Origin of the sequence: Streptococcus sp. CF7_Ac1-8, from assembly GCF_024295435.1 — a bacterium.
In the GTDB taxonomy this organism is placed as follows: Bacteria; Bacillota; Bacilli; order Lactobacillales; family Streptococcaceae; genus Streptococcus; species Streptococcus mitis_AP.
Window position 1 is genome coordinate 82,354 of sequence record NZ_JANCPI010000001.1, and the last position, 20,768, is coordinate 103,121.

Sequence of the window (20,768 nt, forward strand, 5' to 3'; positions counted from 1 at the left end):
TGATTTTTCTACTTCCCATACTCTTTTATTTTATCAGCATATTCAGTCAAAAGATTCTTTGAATAAATTTTTTCAGCTTTTGAATTTCTAACTTCTTTCCAAAGAATAGAAGCTACTTTTAACTTGTTTGAGTAGTTACGACTATTTTCGTCTACACAGAAATCCTTTAAAAATTGATTCCATTGACAAACCGAATGATCATACTTGGCATAATCTGAATTTCCATAATAGACTTTTAGCATATCTTGGATTGTAAAACTCAAATCATTTTCTCTTTTTACTTTTCTCCAAGCTGTAGCCATATCAGCAGTAAATTTAAATGGCGAAACATCTGTTAAAGTTGAGAAATATTCTCTAAAGTGTGCATTAAAGGAGAATCCACATTCAAGCAAGGGTGTGTCCAAGGTAACGACTTCTACTCGTTTCTTTTTATTTTTTATTGATGATTTTTTAATAAAATTCCCCTGAAAGTACTGCTCAATAATATGATTGAGTTCTTGTTTAGTACCTCTATATTCTAATCCTAATGACTTACATAGTTGTGAAAGTTCATCACGATACCAATAATATTTATTAAACTCATCAAATGATACGATTTTATCAAACTCAGGTCTGCTCTCTATCAATATAACACCTCCTTAAAACCAGTTTAGGTTTTCACCTTAAAAGAGTACTTTACTGTTTGCCATTTTTCATACTTAGGACACCAGATCACAATCACACACTCAGCGATTCGGACTTACCATATCATCCGTAAAAAAACAATCCTCACGAAATAAAGAAAAATCTTCGTTTTGATATTGTTCCATTAGTAAACTGAACCTACAATATCTCCAACTATTGCTCCTAGCATCCGTTTCCTCCTTGTAAGATATCGGGAATTTGACCATCAACTATAGTTTTTAAATTATCTATTAACGAATTTTTTATAATTTATAGGTATTCATCTAATCAAATTATAATTAAATAACTTTTTTGATTCCATTATGTACTACATCTTCCTATTATACCTAAAACGGAAGTACACCAGCCATCAGCCCTTGAGCAATAAAACATCTATTATTTTGAAAATCTGAAAAATAGGTATCGCTTATAAAACTATATAAGCTATCAACGGGTCTATTGTACCAATCCTTGTAAACATAGTCCATATTATATATCAATAAAGCTTGTCCATCTTGACTATAGCCCTTGAAAGTTATCGAAAAGGCATCTCTATAACCAATAACTTTATCATTCTTATTTGAATTATTCCCCTTTCTATATTTCTCAAAATCAATAAGTAGCGTATATTTCATAAGTTTAGATAAGGCTTTTTCGGATAGTTTCTGACTATGTTCAAAAACGATCATTCCAGTATTCCCACACTCTTGGTAGGATAGTTCAGAGTTCATCAGATTACACTCAAAATAACCAAAAATTTCACAACCACAATGAATAATAAATTCAATTTTAGAAAAATATTCCTTAGTCCATATCATCTTATCTCTCCATTCCTAACTATGCTAGGATAAATTGTTTAAAAGTCGTCAATCAACTTTTAGTGGAATAAATTTTACTTTTAGATATAATGCTAAATTACTCCTAATTTATCTATTAAAATTATATGAAAATTTTATGTATTAAACCAAACTGACAAATCGTCATCAGATACAAAATACTTCCAAGCAACTGTAAATCCATAGAGTTCTTTATATTTTTCAATCCATTCTACATAATATGGAAGTCCAACGGGAGTTTCAGAGACTTCCTGTTCTAGATAAGAATATGGATGAGCCACAATACCTAAATCAATATTATAGACTTGCCAATTATAACCCTCTTTATGCTCACCACCTAAATTATCTATTAATCTTGAACTTCTTAAATCAATATCTGAGCAGATTGTCAACGATTTAAACTTTTCAAAATCTGGATTGAGAGGTTTTATGTAATAAGAAGCTTCCACATAGTATTCTTCATCATTATTTGGATAATGTGCGCCAATGGAAATTTTTATGGGGGAACCATTAAGCTCTAACCAAAAGTTTCCGATTGGCGTTTTTAGGATATCATAAGCTTGCTTTGAGTTTACTATATTTTTAGCTTCTGATAAATCGCAGATAACTCCTTCACTTAATAGACTATTTTGAGTTTCTAAAATTTTTTTGTTTATAGTAGATAGTTTTCGTTCTACTTTTTTTATTTTTTCAAGAGGAAATGGCGGTTTATTGGCTTGTCTCTTGAAAACTTCAGTAACTTGTGCTTCTTTTAAATGAGATTTGTTCCCAACAGGAACTTCTATCCAATCAAATTTCTCTATTGACTCATCAGGACAATAATACACATATTCTTTGTCATTCGGAAAGAATCGAACATTACAAAAATTCAATTCTTTACTTGGTTTCCATAACAACTCTGGTTCTAGGGGTCTTTTTTTAAAATAGTGTGTTTCATCACTATCCCAAAAATCTTTATACATCCATAAATTACAATAGGGGCAAAAATATTCATCATAATCGTCCAAATAACATTGATTAGCACCACATGTCTTACATATAGAATCTTCATCAATAAAACCCTCAAGTTTAACACCATTAACATACAGAGCGTAATCATCCTCTGGTTCATAAACAGTTGTCTCAACGGAATGTGGCTAACAACTCAACCAATCATCAAGTGGCAAAGAATTGATACTATAAATAGTAACTTCATCCCACCTCTCTTTTAGCGATTTACCATCATAAATCCTTGCTTCAAAAAGTTCATCAGCTGTTCGAAATCTTCTACCATCAGGTAAGTCACATAGACCCGCCCAATATGGCAAGAGCTCATTTTCTGAATAACCAATATAGCATATAAAATCCTGATTATCCTTCTCAAAAGAAGAAACTTTAGGGACAGAATTTTGATTTATTTCCTGAGGAATACCTAAAGATACAGATTCCATTTTAAATGAAAAATATCCATTGACGAGTTGAAACTGAATATCATCGTCGTCCATCAGTATTTCAGAGATCCACCACTTGGAAAGGCCATCCATATCTTCCATTAAGAAATCATGCACTCCCTTACACTTTAAATCCCAAATAAGGGAAGGCGAATTGGTATTATTAGTTGTAGTAAAATCTTCCTCAATGGTTAACAAAATGGATTTTTCCTGACTATCATAAGAGAATGATCCAATTAAAAAATCGTGAAAGAAACCGTGTTTTTTCAAATAGTCCGAAATTTCGATAAATTGGGTTAAATACTGTTTACGTTGAGTCCACATACAAACCTCTCAATTTTTATTAACTATAGAATTTAGGTAATTGTAAATAAGGTGACTAAGGAATACAAGTCACAGACTTTTCAGACACACAAGAAAAAGTCTTAACTTCAAATATTTTCATAATCTCTTTCGTTACAAGGTTTTGACGCTTTTACTAGCAAAGGTACATACTCACAAGGAACTTTGGTTGGCTATTGAATCTCTCCCACCTCTTCTTTAACATATCCTTCTACATCTTCAATCTCTACAAATATTGGGTCTAAGTGACACAAGAAATGCCAATCTTCGCTCCCTTTTTTTCTGTAAAGAATCGCTTCACCATCTTCACTTCCGAAAAAGCTTCTGTCGATTTCATATCCTCGGCTTTCTAAGAAGTCTTTTGCTTTACAATAGTTCGTTTCTCTTGTTTCGACATAGGCTTTAACTTCATAGTTGTTAACGACATATGCATCGATTTTTGAATAGCCTTCGATTACTTTTTCGTTTGGTTCGGATAGATTCGAGATTTCTTTCCAAATAATGTCTACATCTTCCTTAGAGTCAAACATAAATTTAGAAAAAGGTACAATGTTTCCGTTATAGATAATTTCCATATAGTCTGGTAGGTTTGTAGGATTAAAATACTCCACTTCAAATCCATCTTCTGTTTCTAAAGTATATCCAGGGATTTGTGCTACAAAAGTTTTCCCATCTTCTATGGAATCAAATGTGACTAAATCTTTAGAATAATCATTTTGGTACAATTCCAATATAACCATCGATAATCTCTCCATTTCCATTATCAGGCTAATGTAAATAAGCACGTCACCTGACCAATTCAGGCTCTCTGTATCATCTCGTCATATTTCCTACTTACTTTACGAGTCCTATACCATGGGCGGAGCATCTACTTCTACTTCGCTGATGCCTCAGCTCGTACAAGCAGTGATACCGCCTCAACATGGTTTGTCGTGTCACTCTTTGCAGTGATGATACTTGGCAACTTGCCCCCTCTTTCCATGATAGAGGGAGCATTTCTCAAATACTTTGGGATTCCTGTGGCTTTCACATGGTTTATGTCTACAAAAACTTTTGATGGTAAAAAGCCTTATGGATTTTTGAAGTCTGTCATTGCTTATGCACTGCGACCAAAGCTGACCTATGCAGGAAAAAAAGTAACGCTTGGCAGAAACCAGCCACAAGAAGCCATTACAGCAGTTAGGAGTGAATTTTATGGCATATCCAATTAAATACATTGAAAACAATCTCGTCTGGAATAAAGACGGGGAATGTTATGCTTACTATGAGCTTGTTCCTTACAATTACTCATTTCTAAGTCCAGAACAGAAAATACAAGTGCATGATTCTTTCAGACAGCTTATCGCACAAAATCGTGATGGCAAAATTCATGCTTTACAAATCAGTACAGAATCCAGCATACGTTCTGCACAAGAGCGTTCCAAAAATGAAGTCACTGGCAAGCTCAAAGCGGTTGCCTATGACAAAATCGACCAACAGACAGACGCTTTAATATCCATGATTGGCGAAAATCAAGTGAACTACCGTTTCTTTATCGGCTTTAAGTTGCTTCTCAACGATCAGGAGTTTTCTATGAAAAGTCTTACCGTTGAAGCAAAAAATGCTTTGTCTGATTTTGTCTATGATGTGAACCATAAGCTGATGGGCGATTTTGTTAGTATGAGTAATGATGAAATCCTGCGTTTTCAGAAGATGGAAAAGCTCTTAGAAAATAAAATCTCTCGTCGTTTCAAAATCCGCAGGTTAGATAAGGACGACTTCGGCTATCTGATTGAACACCTTTACGGACAGACAGGCACTGCCTATGAAGAGTATGAGTACCATCTATCAAAGAAAAAGCTGGATAATGAAACGCTGATTAAATACTATGACTTGATTAAGCCTACTCGCTGTTTGGTGGAAGAAAAACAGCGATATTTGAAAATCCAGCAGGAAGATGAAACCGTCTATGTAGCTTACTTTACCATTAACAGCATTGTCGGAGAACTGGACTTCCCGTCCTCTGAAATCTTCTACTACCAGCAACAGCAATTTACATTCCCGATTGATACGTCAATGAATGTGGAAATTGTAGCGAATCGTAAAGCCCTATCTACTGTCCGCAATAAAAAGAAAGAACTGAAAGACTTGGATAACCACGCTTGGCAAAGTGATAATGAAACCAGCTCCAATGTGGCGGAAGCTCTGGAAAGTGTGAATGAGCTGGAAACCAATTTAGACCAAAGCAAGGAATCTATGTACAAGCTGTCTTATGTGGTAAGGGTATCAGCAAATGATCTTGACGAACTCAAACGTCGTTGTAATGAAGTGAAAGATTTTTATGACGATTTAAGCGTAAAACTGGTACGACCATTTGGGGATATGCTCGGCTTACATGAAGAATTTTTACCTGCCAGCAAGCGTTATATGAATGATTATATTCAATACGTGACCTCTGATTTCCTCGCTGGTTTAGGTTTTGGTGCTACTCAAATGCTGGGGGAAAATGAGGGGATTTATGTTGGCTACAGCTTAGATACTGGACGCAATGTCTATCTGAAACCTGCTCTTGCCAGTCAAGGGGTTAAGGGTTCAGTAACCAATGCGTTAGCGTCGGCTTTTGTTGGTTCGCTGGGTGGTGGTAAATCCTTTGCGAATAACCTTATCGTCTATTATGCGGTGCTTTATGGGGCACAAGCAGTGATTGTAGACCCAAAAGCAGAACGTGGCAGATGGAAAGAAACCTTGCCAGAGATTTCCCATAAAATCAATATCGTCACTCTGACTTCTGATGAGAAAAACAAAGGCTTACTTGACCCTTATGTGATTATGAAAAATCCCAAAGATTCTGAATCACTGGCTATTGATATTCTGACATTCCTTACGGGGATTTCCTCTCGTGATGGGGAACGCTTCCCAATCCTTAGAAAAGCCATTCGTGCAGTAACCAATAGTGAAGTACGAGGGTTGATGAAAGTGATTGAGGAATTACGGGTTGAGAATACGCCACTAAGTACCAGTATAGCCGACCATATCGAAAGTTTTACAGACTATGACTTTGCACATTTATTATTCAGTAATGGTTATGTGGAGCAGTCTATCAGCTTAGAAAAACAACTGAACATTATACAGGTTGCGGACTTGGTACTTCCCGACAAGGAAACTTCCTTTGAGGAATATACCACTATGGAGCTTTTATCCGTTGCTATGCTGATTGTCATTAGTACCTTTGCTTTAGACTTTATCCATACAGACCGAAGCATTTTCAAGATTGTAGATTTAGACGAAGCATGGAGCTTTTTACAGGTAGCACAAGGAAAAACACTATCTATGAAGCTGGTTCGGGCTGGTCGTGCTATGAACGCTGGGGTATATTTCGTGACCCAAAATACAGACGACCTCTTAGATGAAAAACTGAAAAATAACCTCGGCTTAAAATTTGCATTTCGTTCCACTGACCTTAACGAGATTAAAAAGACCTTAGCCTTTTTTGGTGTAGACCCAGAGGACGAAAACAATCAGAAGCGATTGCGTGATTTGGAAAACGGGCAATGCCTTATCAGTGATTTATATGGTCGTGTCGGTGTGATACAGTTCCACCCTGTATTTGAAGAACTGCTCCATGCCTTTGATACCAGACCACCTGTGCGAAAAGAGGTGTAAATGTGAAACCATCAATAGTAAACAGAATAAAATCAAACTGGACGCTGAAACGTCTAGGTAAAGTGGCAATGACAGTGGCTTTCACACTTGTGATTGCCATTTTTCTTTTAGCCATGCTGGGAACGGTGGTTCAAGCTGCGGGCTTGGTAGATGATACGGTCAATGTGGCAAATGAATACAGCCGATACCCACTTGAAAACTATCAACTGGATTTTTATGTGGATAATAGCTGGGGCTGGCTTCCGTGGAACTGGTCGGACGGGATTGGAAAACAGGTCATGTATGGACTATATGCCATTACCAATTTTATTTGGACAATCAGTTTGTATGTTTCCAATGCGACAGGTTACTTAGTACAGGAAGCCTATTCCTTAGACTTCATTTCCGCTACAGCAGATTCCATTGGTAAGAATATGCAGACCTTAGCTGGTGTGAGTGCAAACGGATTTTCAACAGAGGGTTTCTATGTTGGATTCCTCTTACTCTTGATTTTGGTTCTTGGGGTTTATGTTGCCTATACGGGACTGATAAAGAGAGAAACCACAAAGGCAATTCATGCCATTATGAATTTTGTGCTGGTGTTTATCCTATCGGCTTCCTTTATTGCCTACGCTCCCGACTACATTAAAAAAATCAATGACTTTTCATCAGACATCAGTAATGCCAGTTTATCACTTGGCACGAAGATTGTCATGCCCCATTCCGATAGTCAAGGCAAGGACAGCGTGGACTTAATCAGAGATAGCCTGTTTTCCATACAGGTTCAGCAACCGTGGCTACTGCTTCAATACAACAGTTCAGACATTGAAAGTATCGGTATTGACCGTGTGGAAAGCCTGCTCTCCACCAGCCCAGATTCCAACAATGGCGAAGACAGAGAAAAAATTGTTGCGGAAGAAATTGAAGACAGAAGCAATACCAATCTAACCATTACAAAGACCATTAACCGTTTAGGTACAGTCTTCTTCCTATTTGTCTTCAATATTGGGATTTCCATATTTGTATTCCTATTAACAGGAATCATGATTTTCTCGCAGGTACTTTTTATCATCTATGCTATGTTTCTGCCTGTGAGCTTTATTTTAAGCATGATTCCATCATTTGATGGTATGTCAAAACGAGCCATAACAAAGCTCTTTAATACCATTTTGACACGAGCTGGAATCACATTGATTATTACGACAGCATTTAGTATTTCAACCATGCTCTATACCTTATCGGCTGGTTATCCGTTCTTTTTGATTGCTTTTCTACAGATTGTGACCTTTGCAGGAATCTACTTCAAGCTGGGCGATTTAATGAGTATGTTTTCTCTACAGAGTAACGATTCTCAAAGTGTGGGAAGTCGTGTGATGAGAAAACCTCGTATGCTTATGCACGCTCACATGCACCGTCTACAGCGGAAACTTGGACGTTCCATGACTACTCTAGGAGCTGGGTCTGCCATTGTTACAGGTAAAAAAGGACAGTCGGGTTCGGGGAGTTCTGCAAGGACACAAGCAGATCACTCCCGACCAGACGGAAAGGAAAAATCAACACTTGGAAAACGTATCGGTCAAACCATCGGTACAGTAGCTGATACCAAAGACAGAATGGTAGACACTGCTAGTGGTTTGAAAGAACAGGTTAAAGATTTGCCGACCAATGCAAGATATGCAGTATATCAAGGAAAATCCAAAGTAAAAGAGAATGTCCGTGATTTAACCAGTAGTATTTCTCAAACCAAAGCGGACAGAGCCAGTGGACGCAAGGAACAGCAGGAACAAAGGCGAAAAACCATTGCGGAGCGTCGCTCTGAAATGGAACAGGTCAAACAGAAAAAACAGCCAGCTTCTTCCGTTCATGAAAGACCAGCCACTAAGCAAGAACAATCTCATGATGGACAGACTTCAAGGCAAACAACTGTACAGGCTTCCTATAGGGAATCTCAACAAGCCAAACAAGAGCGTCCAGCAGTTAAGTCCGATTTTTCAAGTCCAAAAGTGGAACGCCAAGGCAATACCGTTCAAGAAAAAACCGTTCAAAAGCCAGCAACTTCAACCACTACAGCAGATAGAACTTCACAACGTCCAATCACAAAAGAACGTCCGTCTACTGTTCAAAGAGTACCACTACAAAATACAAGAAGTAGACCACCAATCAAAACCGCCACCATTAAGAAAGTCGGTAAGAAACCATGAAGTTGAAAACTTTAGTGATTGGTGGTTCTGGATTATTCTTGATGGTCTTCTCACTGCTTCTGTTTGTTGCCATTTTATTTTCAGATGAACAGGACAGCGGAATTTCCAATATTCATTATGGAGGTGTGAATGTTTCCGCAGAAGTGCTGGCTCATAAGCCTATGGTAGAAAAATATGCCAAAGAATATGGCGTTGAAGAATATGTCAACATACTTCTTGCGATTATACAGGTGGAATCGGGCGGTACTGCGGAAGATGTTATGCAGTCCTCGGAATCCCTCGGTCTTCCACCTAATTCATTGAGTACAGAAGAATCCATTAAGCAAGGTGTGAAGTATTTCAGTGAATTATTAGCCAGTAGCGAAAGGCTCAGTGTAGATTTAGAATCGGTTATCCAGTCCTACAATTATGGTGGTGGTTTCTTAGGGTATGTGGCTAATCGTGGAAATAAATATACCTTTGAACTGGCTCAAAGTTTCTCAAAAGAGTATTCAGGTGGCGAAAAAGTGTCTTACCCCAATCCCATAGCCATACCTATCAATGGGGGCTGGCGATACAACTATGGCAATATGTTTTATGTGCAACTGGTAACGCAGTATCTTGTCACAACAGAGTTTGATGATGATACGGTACAAGCCATCATGGACGAAGCACTGAAATATGAGGGCTGGCGATACGTTTACGGTGGAGCTTCCCCGACTACTTCTTTTGATTGTAGCGGACTGACACAATGGACGTATGGAAAAGCTGGAATTAACTTACCACGAACCGCACAACAGCAATATGATGTGACCCAGCATATCCCACTATCGGAAGCACAAGCTGGCGATTTGGTTTTCTTTCATTCTACCTATAACGCTGGCTCTTATATTACTCATGTTGGGATATACCTTGGCAATAACCGTATGTTTCATGCAGGCGACCCAATCGGTTATGCCGACTTAACAAGCCCCTACTGGCAACAGCATTTAGTGGGAGCAGGACGAATCAAACAATGAGAAAGGAAGATTTAATGATGAAATTTAGAAAAAATCAGAATAAAGAAAAACAGATACCAAAGGAAAAGAAACCTCGTGTCTATAAGGTCAATCCTCATAAAAAGGTTGTGATTGCCTTGTGGGTACTTTTAGGGCTTAGTTTCAGCTTTGCGATATTCAAGCACTTTACAGCTATAGATACTCATACTATTCACGAAACAACTATCATAGAAAAGGAATACGTTGATACTCATCATGTAGAAAATTTTGTAGAGAACTTTGCGAAAGTCTACTATTCATGGGAGCAATCCGATAAGTCCATTGATAATCGAATGGAAAGTCTAAAAGGCTATCTGACAGATGAACTTCAAGCTCTCAATGTTGATACAGTACGCAAAGATATTCCTGTATCGTCTTCTGTAAGAGGATTTCAGATATGGACGGTAGAGCCAACTGGCGACAATGAGTTTAATGTAACCTACAGTGTAGACCAGCTCATTACAGAGGGAGAAAATACAAAGACCGTCCACTCTGCTTATATAGTGAGTGTCTATGTAGATGGTTCTGGAAATATGGTACTGGTTAAGAATCCGACCATTACCAACATACCTAAGAAATCAAGTTATAAACCAAAAGCCATTGAAAGTGAGGGGACGGTTGATTCCATTACAACCAATGAAATCAATGAGTTTTTAACGACGTTCTTCAAGCTCTATCCTACAGCGACAGCCAGTGAACTTTCCTACTATGTGAATGACGGGATATTAAAACCAATCGGAAAAGAGTACATCTTTCAAGAACTGGTAAATCCTATTCACAATCGTAAGGATAATCAAGTCACGGTATCGCTGACAGTGGAGTATATCGACCAGCAGACCAAAGCAACGCAGGTATCTCAATTTGATTTGGTACTTGAAAAGAACGGGAGTAATTGGAAGATTATAGAATAACAAATATTGGTACATTATTACAGCTATTTTGTAATCACGTACTCTCTTTGATAAAAAATTGGAGATTCCTTGACAAATATGCTCTTACGTGCTATTATTTAAGTATCTATTTAAAAGGAGTTAATAAATATGCGGCAAGGTATTCTTAAATAAACTGTCAATTTGATAGTGGGAACAAATAATTGGATGTCCTTTTTTAGGAGGGCTTAGTTTTTTGTACCCAGTTTAAGAATACCTTTATCATGTGATTCTAAAGTATCCGGAGAATATCTGTATGCTTTTTATGCCCTTTTGGGCTTTTGAATGGAGGAAAATCACATGAAAATTATTAATATTGGAGTTTTAGCTCATGTTGATGCGGGAAAAACTACCTTAACAGAAAGCTTATTATATAACAGTGGAGCGATTACAGAATTAGGAAGCGTGGACAAAGGTACAACGAGGACGGATAATACGCTTTTAGAACGTCAGAGAGGAATTACAATTCAGACAGGAATAACCTCTTTTCAGTGGGAAAATACGAAGGTGAACATCATAGACACGCCAGGACATATGGATTTCTTAGCAGAAGTATATCGTTCATTATCAGTTTTAGATGGGGCAATTCTACTGATTTCTGCAAAAGATGGCGTACAAGCACAAACTCGTATATTATTTCATGCACTTAGGAAAATGGGGATTCCCACAATCTTTTTTATCAATAAGATTGACCAAAATGGAATTGATTTATCAACGGTTTATCAGGATATTAAAGAGAAACTTTCTGCCGAAATTGTAATCAAACAGAAGGTAGAACTGTATCCTAATATGTGTGTGACGAACTTTACCGAATCTGAACAATGGGATACGGTAATAGAGGGAAACGATGACCTTTTAGAGAAATATATGTCCGGTAAATCATTAGAAGCATTGGAACTCGAACAAGAGGAAAGCATAAGATTTCATAATTGTTCCCTGTTCCCTGTTTATCACGGAAGTGCAAAAAACAATATAGGGATTGATAACCTTATAGAAGTGATTACGAATAAATTTTATTCATCAACACATCGAGGTCAGTCTGAACTTTGCGGAAAAGTTTTCAAAATTGAGTATTCGGAAAAAAGACAGCGTCTTGCATATATACGTCTTTATAGTGGCGTACTGCATTTGCGAGATTCGGTTAGAATATCGGAAAAGGAAAAAATAAAAATTACAGAAATGTATACTTCAATAAATGGTGAATTATGTAAAATCGATAAGGCTTATTCCGGGGAAATTGTTATTTTGCAGAATGAGTTTTTGAAGTTAAATAGTGTTCTTGGAGATACAAAGCTATTGCCACAGAGAGAGAATTGAAAATCCCCTCCCTCTGCTGCAAACGACTGTTGAACCGAGCAAACCTCAACAAAGGGAAATGTTACTTGATGCACTTTTAGAAATCTCCGACAGTGACCCGCTTCTGCGATATTATGTGGATTCTGCGACACATGAAATCATACTTTCTTTCTTAGGGAAAGTACAAATGGAAGTGACTTGTGCTCTGCTGCAAGAAAAGTATCATGTGGAGATAGAAATAAAAGAGCCTACAGTCATTTATATGGAAAGACCGTTAAAAAAAGCAGAGTATACCATTCACATCGAAGTTCCACCGAATCCTTTCTGGGCTTCCATTGGTTTATCTGTATCACCGCTTCCGTTGGGAAGTGGAATGCAGTATGAGAGCTCGGTTTCTCTTGGATACTTAAATCAATCATTTCAAAATGCAGTTATGGAAGGGATACGCTATGGCTGTGAACAAGGATTGTATGGTTGGAATGTGACGGACTGTAAAATCTGTTTTAAGTATGGCTTATACTATAGCCCTGTTAGTACCCCAGCAGATTTTCGGATGCTTGCTCCTATTGTATTGGAACAAGTCTTAAAAAAAGCTGGAACAGAATTGTTAGAGCCATATCTTAGTTTTAAAATTTATGCGCCACAGGAATATCTTTCACGAGCATACACCGATGCTCCTAAATATTGTGCGAACATCGTAGACACTCAATTGAAAAATAATGAGGTCATTCTTAGTGGAGAAATCCCTGCTCGGTGTATTCAAGAATATCGTAGTGATTTAACTTTCTTTACAAATGGACGTAGTGTTTGTTTAACAGAGTTAAAAGGGTACCATGTTACTACCGGTGAACCTGTTTGCCAGCCCCGTCGTCCAAATAGTCGGATAGATAAAGTACGATATATGTTCAATAAAATAACTTAGTGTATTTTATGTTGTTATATAAATATGGTTTCTTGTTAAATAAGATGAAATATTTTTTAATAAAGATTTGAATTAAAGTGTAAAGGAGGAGATAGTTATTATAAACTACAAGTGGATATTGTGTGCTGAGAGCTTTCTTCTATACTAATAGACGAAAGGGTGTGAAAATGATTTTTAAATGATACTGTGGAACGGAACAGTAGCCCTAGTATTGACTACTGTCGTTTCTATTCATATTGGCTATTCTAGGACTGAGATGAAAAAATCTATAAATGCTCAGAATAAAATTGAACCCGCAAATCTCCCCAAAACAATGGTGAGTCATGTACTTGTATTATTCCGAAAAAATACACCTCTGGTGCAGTGAGACAAATTGGTGTATCTTATAGTGGCTTCGTAGATGAAAGCTATACTCTACTATCACTCTTTGATGATGTAGAACAAATTGAAAAAGATAATAGACTTCAGACAGCTATTGATGTTGTCAGAGAACAGTTTGGTTTTTTAGCCATACAAAAAGGAACCGTCCTAACTGAAGGTTCCAGAAATATTGAACGCAGTAAACTTATCGGTGGTCATTCCGCGGGTGGATTGGAGGGATTAAAATGAAACAAGAAAAAAATACAGTACAATTTTCAGAAATCCGTAGCAAAGGATGTAATGATATTGAAATGCTTGAAAGATTTTTACATGGAATCGTTGAAACAGCAACTTCAAAACTTCGTCAGAGAAAACTCAAAACAACTGAAATATCGATACGACTAGTACATGCTAAATCTGAAAACCGATTACCATTGGAATTTACATTTAGCATTAAGCCAACAAGCTCATCTGTGATAATCTATACTGAGGTAATCAATCGCTTTAAAGAATGTTACACAGGTGGGGGAATTCAAGGTTTTACGATTCAATTTGATAAAAATACCCTTGCCTCTGCATAGAAAGGATTTGATATGATTGACCGTTCATATTTACCATTTCAATCAGCAAGAGAGTACCAGGATACAAAGATGCAAAAATGGATGGGCTTTTTCCTATCTGAACATGCATCAGCACTCTCTGATGATACAAACAAAGTAACGTACATGTCTGACTTATCACTAGAGAAGAAATTATTACTCCTCAGTCAAGTATACGCCGGGCAGCTACGCACACGCATTCAAGTGATTGAAAAAAACAAGCGTGTTTCCTACACTGGAACAATACCAAGTCTGACCAAAGATTTCATTTTGATAAAAACTACAACAGGTCACATCAATTTGAAATTAAAAGACATTATTAGTATTGAACTTGTCGAGGAGGTGCTCTATGAATCAGCTTGAGTTTCAGCGTAATCACCTACAAATGGACTATTATAGCGAGAGCTACCAAGATTTTGAACGTGACTTCTACCGCTACTCTAACATGAATATTCCATTGACCTTCCTAACTGATGATATCCTAAAAACAATGGCGACTTCACGTAAGAATTACTTTGTCCTCAATAAGGAAAAGTCCAGAGATAACCGCGATCACTTCTTCATATTTGAAGTAAGTACCGTAGATGAGAATCCGCTAATCTATCATTATACATATAAGAAAACTACAATATATTTAGCAGAAAAATAGGAGCAGTTCAATTGACTGTTCCTATTTTTAATATTCATAAAATCTAAAGTCTTTATACTCTTTAACAATGGAGTCGCCAACCAGAACAGACTATACTGACCAGCGACTACCTTAAATTTAATGTTTCAGATTTATTTTCTTATCTCTAATTTCATAAACTACATCTGCTACATTTTCGAGTAATCGTTTATCGTGGGTGATAAACACGATAGTTCCGGTGTACTCCTTCATTAGTATTTCCAAAGCCTCTAAACTTGGTATGTCAAGGAAGTTACTGGGTTCATCCATTATTAGGATGTTATATCTACCCATGAGCATTTTAGCAAGCAACAATTTTATAATTTCTCCACCGCTTAAAACAGATAAACTTTTTCCAATATCGTTCTGTTTGAACCCCATAGATGCTAGCACTGAACGAATTTCTGATATATTGTAGTCACAATCCTTCTGCATAAACTCCATAACATTCTGATTACTGTTGTACTTGTAACCATTCTGTGCAAAGTAACCTATTTTTGCCTTAGGCGAAATAGAAATTCCTTCTTCATGGTTTAAGATCATTTGGATTAAAGTTGTTTTTCCGATTCCATTACCACCAGTTAACGCCACTTTTGCTCCTAACGGAATTTGAAAAGATGCATTTTCAAACAGAGCCTTATCCCCAAATACTTTATTAATTTCTGCACCGACTATAGGGTATGGATTATGGAGCTCCAATGCTTTACTTTGCCTGAAACGAATTCTGCGAATGCCTTCCGGAGCTTCTACTTTTCCTAAGGCCGCAATCCTGTGCTCTAGGGTTTTAGCAGCATTATACATCTTTTTTTCCTTACTTCCTATTGATTTTTGATGAGCTAAACGCCCTCCGTCTTCAGTACTTTTTTTCTTTGAAGAACCTTTTGCCTTCTGTTCTATTTTACGAGCCTGTTTTCGCTTTTCCTCCGCAGCCCTTTCCAATCGGGCACGTTCCGCAATAAATTGTTCGTATTCTGCAGCTTGGCTCTTACGTTCTTCCTCTTTCTGACGAAGATAATCAGAATAGTTTCCCCAATACTCAGTGATTTTGCCATCTTTCAGTTCCCATATTTTATCTACTATTTCATCAAGAAAATAGCGGTCATGGCTAATAACTAACAGTGCACCTGTAAAATATTTTAGCTGTCCTATTAGAAAATCAATTCCTTCACGGTCTAAATGGCTCGTAGGTTCATCCGCTAAAATACCATGAACCTGTGCCGATAAGGCCTGTGCTATTTTAAGCCTTGTTTCTTCACCACCGCTCATAGTCTGTATATTTAATTGCTCAACACCTAGCTTGCCTACAAGTGCAAAATCTTTTTCCTCCTGCAGAGTTACTTCGTCCAACTGGGGAATATAGGCAAGTTCACCCAGACGATTCATTTTACATCCTGGGGGAGTTAATTCTCCTAAAAGTACCCTGAGTAAAGTGCTTTTTCCAGCACCATTTGCTCCTACTAAACCAATACGGTCATAATCATATACTTCTAATTCATTTATATCTAAAACATCGCGTCCTTTGAATTCCACACGAATGTCTTTTGCTTTTAATATTAATTCCATAACATTTCCTCCTGTCTATAATCGCATGCTTTCATTTGCTTGTATGCAGGGAAAACCCTGCGATTTTAGCAGGAAGAGTTACATGAAAATAAGATACATAAATATTCCTCCAATATTGTTTATTTTAAATCTAATTTTCTAACCTCAGTTATCATTTGGCAAACTATAGCAATGCCAATAATTAAAATACCTGATAGTAAAAACCAATGATTTACACCGATTTTATCAGCAAAGAATCCAGAAAGAATTAACCCAATTGGCATAGCAAGTGACATGATACTTCCGATCAAAGAAAATACACGTCCTAAATATTCAGGCTTAATTTTCTCCTGAAAAAGAGCTGTTTGCACACCGCTATAAAATGGCACCGAAAGCCCCATTATTGCACAGCAAACTACGAATATTACAAATCCATTTGGAGGAAGTATTCCCGAAACGGCTAAACTGGTCCCCATTATAAAAAATGAACTTGTTATTAGTAATACATGCTTTTCGAAGCCCCCTAATCTTCCTAATAATAAGCCTCCTGCTAGCATCCCAAATGCAAAGGAAATTTCCGTAATAGAAATATGCACAGGCGTTCCATTAAAGTGTTCCATGCTTATTAAAGGAAATAGTGCATTGATTGGCATATAAACAAAAGTATATAGTGTTCCTAAGAGTAATAAGGCAAACAATCCTTTGTTTTGTCTCAGAACCACAACTCCTTCTTTCATCTCCCTTATGAAATTTGGTTCTAAACTTTGCACTTGATTACCCAGCTTAGGTATACGTACAATTGCTACCGTAATAGATGCAATCACAGCACCCAATACGTCGATGGCAATAATAGCATTTAAATCCCAAACGGAGTATAAGAGTGCTGCAACTGCCGGACTAACAATATAGCTTATAGACTGCAAAGACTGACTATAGCCTGCGCATTTCGTTAGCTGTTCTTCTGGTACTAAAAGTGGTGTAACCGCATTGAGTGCTGGGGTATGAAAAGCTGTTCCAATGCTACGGATAAACAATACTATCATAATCATCCAGACAGGTAGCTCCATACAGAATGCAACAATAGCAAGCACTGCACCAGCTGCTGCGATAATTAAATCGGCACCAATCATTATCTTCTTCCTATCATGACGATCCACTAGCACACCAATGGCAGGTCCCAAAATCGCATAGGGTAAAAAACCTACTAATGAAGCCATAGACAAGACCATCGCAGATCCTGTTTTTTCTGTAAGGTAAAAAATAATCGCCATTTGCAGGATGGCACTAGTGATTAATGATACTGCTTGCCCTGCCCATATTGCATAAAATTTTCGTTTCCAATTGTTGTATTTTTCCATTTATATTATCTCCTGCATATTATTTTGCTTGAATTTCTATTTTGAATAGCATTCTAGGCAATAAAAAATGCAGGCCAAACCCCACAATGTGGCTTTTGGTCTGCATACATACAATTTGGAAACATTCATATTAAAGACATAGTTAAATAAAGGTATAGTTAAATAACCAATATCCTCACCGTAACTAATGAATGCTCAATATCGTATAAATAAGCACAACAAAAAAGCCTATCATCGGGTATAGATTCTGCTTTTTTTATTGCCAGCTTATCTTAAACGCATTGAGGCTGTCATAGTTTCGGTTCCTCCTACATCTTTGTTTATATCAATTTATAGTATAACACAACAAGATGATATGTTCAATATAAAAGTTATGGAATGAGACTCATACTTCCAATTCGATGCCAGATTTAAAGGATATGACGAAGTTTTCTTCATAGACTGTAACGCTCTGGATTATCTTCCTTAGTAGCAAGCGATTAGCTTTCACAAAATCTTCTGTTTGTAGTTTTAAAAATTCATCAGGATTTTCTAACTCAACCTCAAAATATTTCATTTTACATTCCCTCATTTCATTTATTGATAAATTGAGTTTGCAAAAAAGAGTGGACAATTTTTGTCTACTCTTAACCTTTAAAATAGTTTTTTTTAATCGATTTGAAGTTGCCTAAATTATTACTTATTCGGTAAAATGAAGTATTGCTTTCAACAGATTTCCTTCAACTACACTTCACTTGATTCAAACAAGGTGGGTACATTTCTATTCCCACAAACTCCTTGTCAATGGAAACAAACACGTACCCACAGGGTAAATGGAAATAGAAACTGATAATTTCTAGCTATCACTTCTACTCATTCCAAAAATTTTCTCACTCTGATACTTACCCACCATAAAGCAAAAAGCCTTGCAATCAAGGCTTTCATTATCCCTTTCGTTCAAAGGTTTCTAAGCTTTTACGAGCAGAGCGACACACTCAGCGGTTCGCTATCTCCGTTCTGTCTGCGTGCTAGCACTTGTCAATCACGGACAGCTATCGCATGGGCGGAAGTAAATGCTAATCTTCGTCGTTTTACTCCTTGACTAGCAAACTTACCGCCTCAACATGTCCTGTATGTGGAAATAAAACACGATTAAAGATAAGGGAAGATACTGAATTAAAAAAATTCCCCCTCTATTGTCCGAAATGCAGACAAGAAAATTTAATTGAAATAAAGCAGTTCAAAGTAACTGTGATTACAGAGCCAGACGCAAAGACGCAGAGCCGATAAAATGAGATTAATACAATCTCATTTTATCGGCTCTTTCCGTTATGTATGGATTCTTTTAATTAGTCTTCGATGTTTCTTGCTTCGTTGATACCGCTGGCTAAAGATTCCATTAAGGATAGTTCTTTGTCTGTAAAGCTATCCATGTATTTCTCTATCTGTAATCGTCGGGTGCTTTTTACCAAGTTATTAGCAGGTAAGAAAAATTCATCAACGGAAACATGAAGTAACGATACAAGGTCATAAAGAACTTGTATGCTGGGGTGTTGCCCTTTATTTTCAATATTAGTTAAGTACCGTGGGTCAATTTCAATCAATGCTCCCACTTGTTCACGAGTTAAACCTCGTTTCAATCGAGCTTCTTTAATGGCTAAACCAAAGGCTCTAAAATCATATTTATCTTCTTTTTTACGCATAGTAGACCACCTCTATACATTTTATTGTTCCTACTGAATTAAAAACAGGTATAGAAAAACGTGTTATATGGTTTATAGGTTTATATTTAATAAAAAGCACTACTAAACGCCAATAAAAAAAACCGTTATATGGTAGTGCTATTTACGCTGTTAAAATATTGTATATTACTTCCAAATGGCGGTTTGTTGGAGGTCAACGTCGCCATGAAGTACATCATATACAATAAATTTCCTTACATTGGGTTCTTGTCAAAAAAAGTCGTCTATCTGCAATAGATAAGTACGTCCACCAATGTGGTTTTATAAATCATATAGATAGAATAACAGAAGCATGTAAACAGAGAAATAAATCTGTTTATATGCTTTTTTGGCTATTCAGAACTTTTTTACAAAGTTTATTTATCAGTAATGCAACAAATCCCCCTTTCACATTGGGACTAAGAGTGAAAGGAGATAAACGAGCAAGGCTCACTTCCTTTCCTAGACAGAAAGGGGGTGAGAAACATGAAACCATCTTCTTTTCAGACCACAATAGAAAATCAGTTTGACTATATCTGTAAACGTGCTATGGAAGACGAGCGAAAGAATTATATGCTTTATCTTTCAAGGATTGCAAAGCGTGAGGTGTCCTTTTCGGATGTTGGCGATTATCTTGTTAGCCAGTTTGCGACAACAGATAACTATTCAACTGACTTTCAGATTTTTACACTCAATGGGTTATCAGTAGGCGTTGAAAATGATTTGTTGAGTGAAGCATTACGTGAGTTGCCAGACAAGAAACGTGAAATTCTACTGCTGTTTTACTTTATGGACATGAGCGATTCAGAAATTGCAGACCTGTTGAAATTGAACCGTTCTACTGTCTATCGGCATAGAACCAGTGGACTAGCCTTAATTAAAAAGTTTATGGAGGAATTTGAAGAATGAAAACACAATATCCTATGATTCCCTTTCCTCTCATTGTAAAGGCAACAGATGGCGATACCGAAGCGATTAACCAGATTCTACATCATTACAGAGGGTACATAACGAAGCGTTCCCTACGACTTATGAAAGATGAATATGGCAATCAAAGTATGGTCGTTGATGAAGTCTTACGTGGAAGAATGGAAACCAGACTGATTACAAAGATTTTGTCATTTGAAATTAAGTAATATCCTCTCTCCTTTCGTGGAAGCGTGCTAAACCATTCCACGCTTCCCGAACAGGGAGGTTTGTTATTCCACCAAAGCATATTGAGCTTTCAATGTGTTTTGATAGGCTAACGAGCCATTGTTCTTTGAAAACTGAATAAAAGTAATCGA

At 37.0% G+C, this 20,768-nt stretch carries 20 protein-coding genes and 3 pseudogenes; 13 read left to right on the forward strand and 10 right to left on the reverse strand.

The window, feature by feature from the left end; all coding sequences use genetic code 11:
• Window positions 1-8: 8 nt before the first annotated feature.
• The 6 genes and pseudogenes from NMM26_RS00335 to NMM26_RS00360 form a co-directional block, all read right to left on the reverse strand.
• Window positions 9-626 (reverse strand): SAP domain-containing protein, encoded by a 618-nt coding sequence (locus NMM26_RS00335; protein WP_000573124.1) that lies wholly within the window; start codon window positions 624-626, stop codon window positions 9-11.
• 99 nt (window positions 627-725) lie between these two features.
• Window positions 726-853 (reverse strand): annotated as a pseudogene (locus NMM26_RS00340) (ADP-ribosylglycohydrolase).
• 157 nt (window positions 854-1,010) lie between these two features.
• Window positions 1,011-1,481: a hypothetical protein gene (locus NMM26_RS00345; RefSeq protein ID WP_000638311.1), complete on the reverse strand. Its 471-nt coding sequence runs from the start codon at window positions 1,479-1,481 to the stop codon at window positions 1,011-1,013.
• Between the two features lie 134 nt (window positions 1,482-1,615).
• Window positions 1,616-2,506 carry a hypothetical protein gene (locus NMM26_RS00350; protein ID WP_142358751.1) on the reverse strand — a complete coding sequence of 297 codons (891 nt, stop codon included), beginning with the start codon at window positions 2,504-2,506 and terminating at the stop codon, window positions 1,616-1,618.
• Window positions 2,507-2,635: 129 nt separating this feature from the next.
• Window positions 2,636-3,253, reverse strand: coding sequence for a hypothetical protein (locus tag NMM26_RS00355; protein ID WP_254753773.1), 618 nt, complete (start codon window positions 3,251-3,253; stop codon window positions 2,636-2,638).
• 191 nt (window positions 3,254-3,444) lie between these two features.
• The gene (locus NMM26_RS00360) at window positions 3,445-4,011 is read right to left on the reverse strand and encodes a hypothetical protein (RefSeq protein WP_023947696.1); all 567 of its coding nucleotides are present in this window, start codon (window positions 4,009-4,011) and stop codon (window positions 3,445-3,447) included.
• A 180-nt stretch (window positions 4,012-4,191) separates the two neighbouring features.
• Between NMM26_RS00360 and NMM26_RS00365 the strand changes: the two are divergent.
• The 10 genes and pseudogenes from NMM26_RS00365 to NMM26_RS00410 all read left to right on the forward strand — a co-directional run.
• Window positions 4,192-4,482: pseudogene (locus tag NMM26_RS00365) on the forward strand (conjugal transfer protein); the annotation flags it as partial.
• Window positions 4,466-6,913 (forward strand): ATP-binding protein, encoded by a 2,448-nt coding sequence (locus NMM26_RS00370; protein WP_254753774.1) that lies wholly within the window; start codon window positions 4,466-4,468, stop codon window positions 6,911-6,913. The pseudogene NMM26_RS00365 and the gene NMM26_RS00370, both read left to right, overlap by 17 nt.
• A 2-nt stretch (window positions 6,914-6,915) precedes the next feature.
• Complete coding sequence (locus NMM26_RS00375; RefSeq protein ID WP_254753775.1) at window positions 6,916-9,093, forward strand: amino acid transporter; 2,178 nt, start codon at window positions 6,916-6,918, stop codon at window positions 9,091-9,093.
• Window positions 9,090-10,091: a lysozyme family protein gene (locus NMM26_RS00380; protein WP_000769868.1), complete on the forward strand. Its 1,002-nt coding sequence runs from the start codon at window positions 9,090-9,092 to the stop codon at window positions 10,089-10,091. The genes NMM26_RS00375 and NMM26_RS00380 overlap by 4 nt, the downstream gene beginning before the upstream one ends.
• Window positions 10,088-11,020, forward strand: coding sequence for a conjugal transfer protein (locus NMM26_RS00385; RefSeq protein ID WP_001224318.1), 933 nt, complete (start codon window positions 10,088-10,090; stop codon window positions 11,018-11,020). Before NMM26_RS00380 ends, NMM26_RS00385 begins: the two co-directional genes overlap by 4 nt.
• Before the next feature lie 318 nt (window positions 11,021-11,338).
• A pseudogene (tet(M), locus tag NMM26_RS00390) lies at window positions 11,339-13,256 on the forward strand (tetracycline resistance ribosomal protection protein Tet(M)).
• Between the two features lie 363 nt (window positions 13,257-13,619).
• Window positions 13,620-13,865, forward strand: a complete 246-nt coding sequence (locus NMM26_RS00395; RefSeq protein ID WP_001813542.1) for a hypothetical protein — start codon at window positions 13,620-13,622, stop codon at window positions 13,863-13,865.
• A complete protein-coding gene (locus tag NMM26_RS00400) occupies window positions 13,862-14,197 on the forward strand; it encodes a hypothetical protein (RefSeq protein ID WP_000806926.1) in 336 nt (111 codons plus the stop codon). Before NMM26_RS00395 ends, NMM26_RS00400 begins: the two co-directional genes overlap by 4 nt.
• 12 nt (window positions 14,198-14,209) lie before the next feature.
• Window positions 14,210-14,578, forward strand: a complete 369-nt coding sequence (locus tag NMM26_RS00405) for a hypothetical protein (RefSeq protein ID WP_000567222.1) — start codon at window positions 14,210-14,212, stop codon at window positions 14,576-14,578.
• Complete coding sequence (locus NMM26_RS00410) at window positions 14,565-14,864, forward strand: DUF5960 family protein (protein ID WP_001072467.1); 300 nt, start codon at window positions 14,565-14,567, stop codon at window positions 14,862-14,864. The genes NMM26_RS00405 and NMM26_RS00410 overlap by 14 nt, the downstream gene beginning before the upstream one ends.
• Window positions 14,865-14,981: 117 nt before the next feature.
• Here NMM26_RS00410 and msr(D) read toward each other — a convergent pair whose 3' ends face one another.
• The 3 genes from msr(D) to NMM26_RS00425 form a co-directional block, all read right to left on the reverse strand.
• Window positions 14,982-16,445: an ABC-F type ribosomal protection protein Msr(D) gene (msr(D), locus tag NMM26_RS00415; protein WP_000420313.1), complete on the reverse strand. Its 1,464-nt coding sequence runs from the start codon at window positions 16,443-16,445 to the stop codon at window positions 14,982-14,984.
• 119 nt (window positions 16,446-16,564) lie between these two features.
• Window positions 16,565-17,782, reverse strand: a complete 1,218-nt coding sequence (mef(A), locus tag NMM26_RS00420) for a macrolide efflux MFS transporter Mef(A) (RefSeq protein ID WP_000417519.1) — start codon at window positions 17,780-17,782, stop codon at window positions 16,565-16,567.
• A 385-nt stretch (window positions 17,783-18,167) separates the two neighbouring features.
• Window positions 18,168-18,338 carry a hypothetical protein gene (locus NMM26_RS00425; RefSeq protein WP_000873143.1) on the reverse strand — a complete coding sequence of 57 codons (171 nt, stop codon included), beginning with the start codon at window positions 18,336-18,338 and terminating at the stop codon, window positions 18,168-18,170.
• Window positions 18,339-18,859: 521 nt separating this feature from the next.
• Between NMM26_RS00425 and NMM26_RS00430 the strand changes: the two genes are divergently transcribed.
• Complete coding sequence (locus NMM26_RS00430; RefSeq protein WP_001860868.1) at window positions 18,860-19,051, forward strand: cysteine-rich KTR domain-containing protein; 192 nt, start codon at window positions 18,860-18,862, stop codon at window positions 19,049-19,051.
• Window positions 19,052-19,110: 59 nt separating this feature from the next.
• Here the strand turns inward: NMM26_RS00430 and NMM26_RS00435 are convergent, their stop codons facing one another.
• Window positions 19,111-19,464 (reverse strand): helix-turn-helix transcriptional regulator, encoded by a 354-nt coding sequence (locus tag NMM26_RS00435; RefSeq protein WP_001227347.1) that lies wholly within the window; start codon window positions 19,462-19,464, stop codon window positions 19,111-19,113.
• A gap of 504 nt (window positions 19,465-19,968) precedes the next feature.
• Here NMM26_RS00435 and NMM26_RS00440 point away from each other — a divergent pair.
• Window positions 19,969-20,391 carry a sigma-70 family RNA polymerase sigma factor gene (locus NMM26_RS00440; protein WP_000804885.1) on the forward strand — a complete coding sequence of 141 codons (423 nt, stop codon included), beginning with the start codon at window positions 19,969-19,971 and terminating at the stop codon, window positions 20,389-20,391.
• A complete protein-coding gene (locus NMM26_RS00445; RefSeq protein WP_000857133.1) occupies window positions 20,388-20,618 on the forward strand; it encodes a helix-turn-helix domain-containing protein in 231 nt (76 codons plus the stop codon). The genes NMM26_RS00440 and NMM26_RS00445 overlap by 4 nt, the downstream gene beginning before the upstream one ends.
• Window positions 20,619-20,768 lie beyond the last annotated feature (150 nt).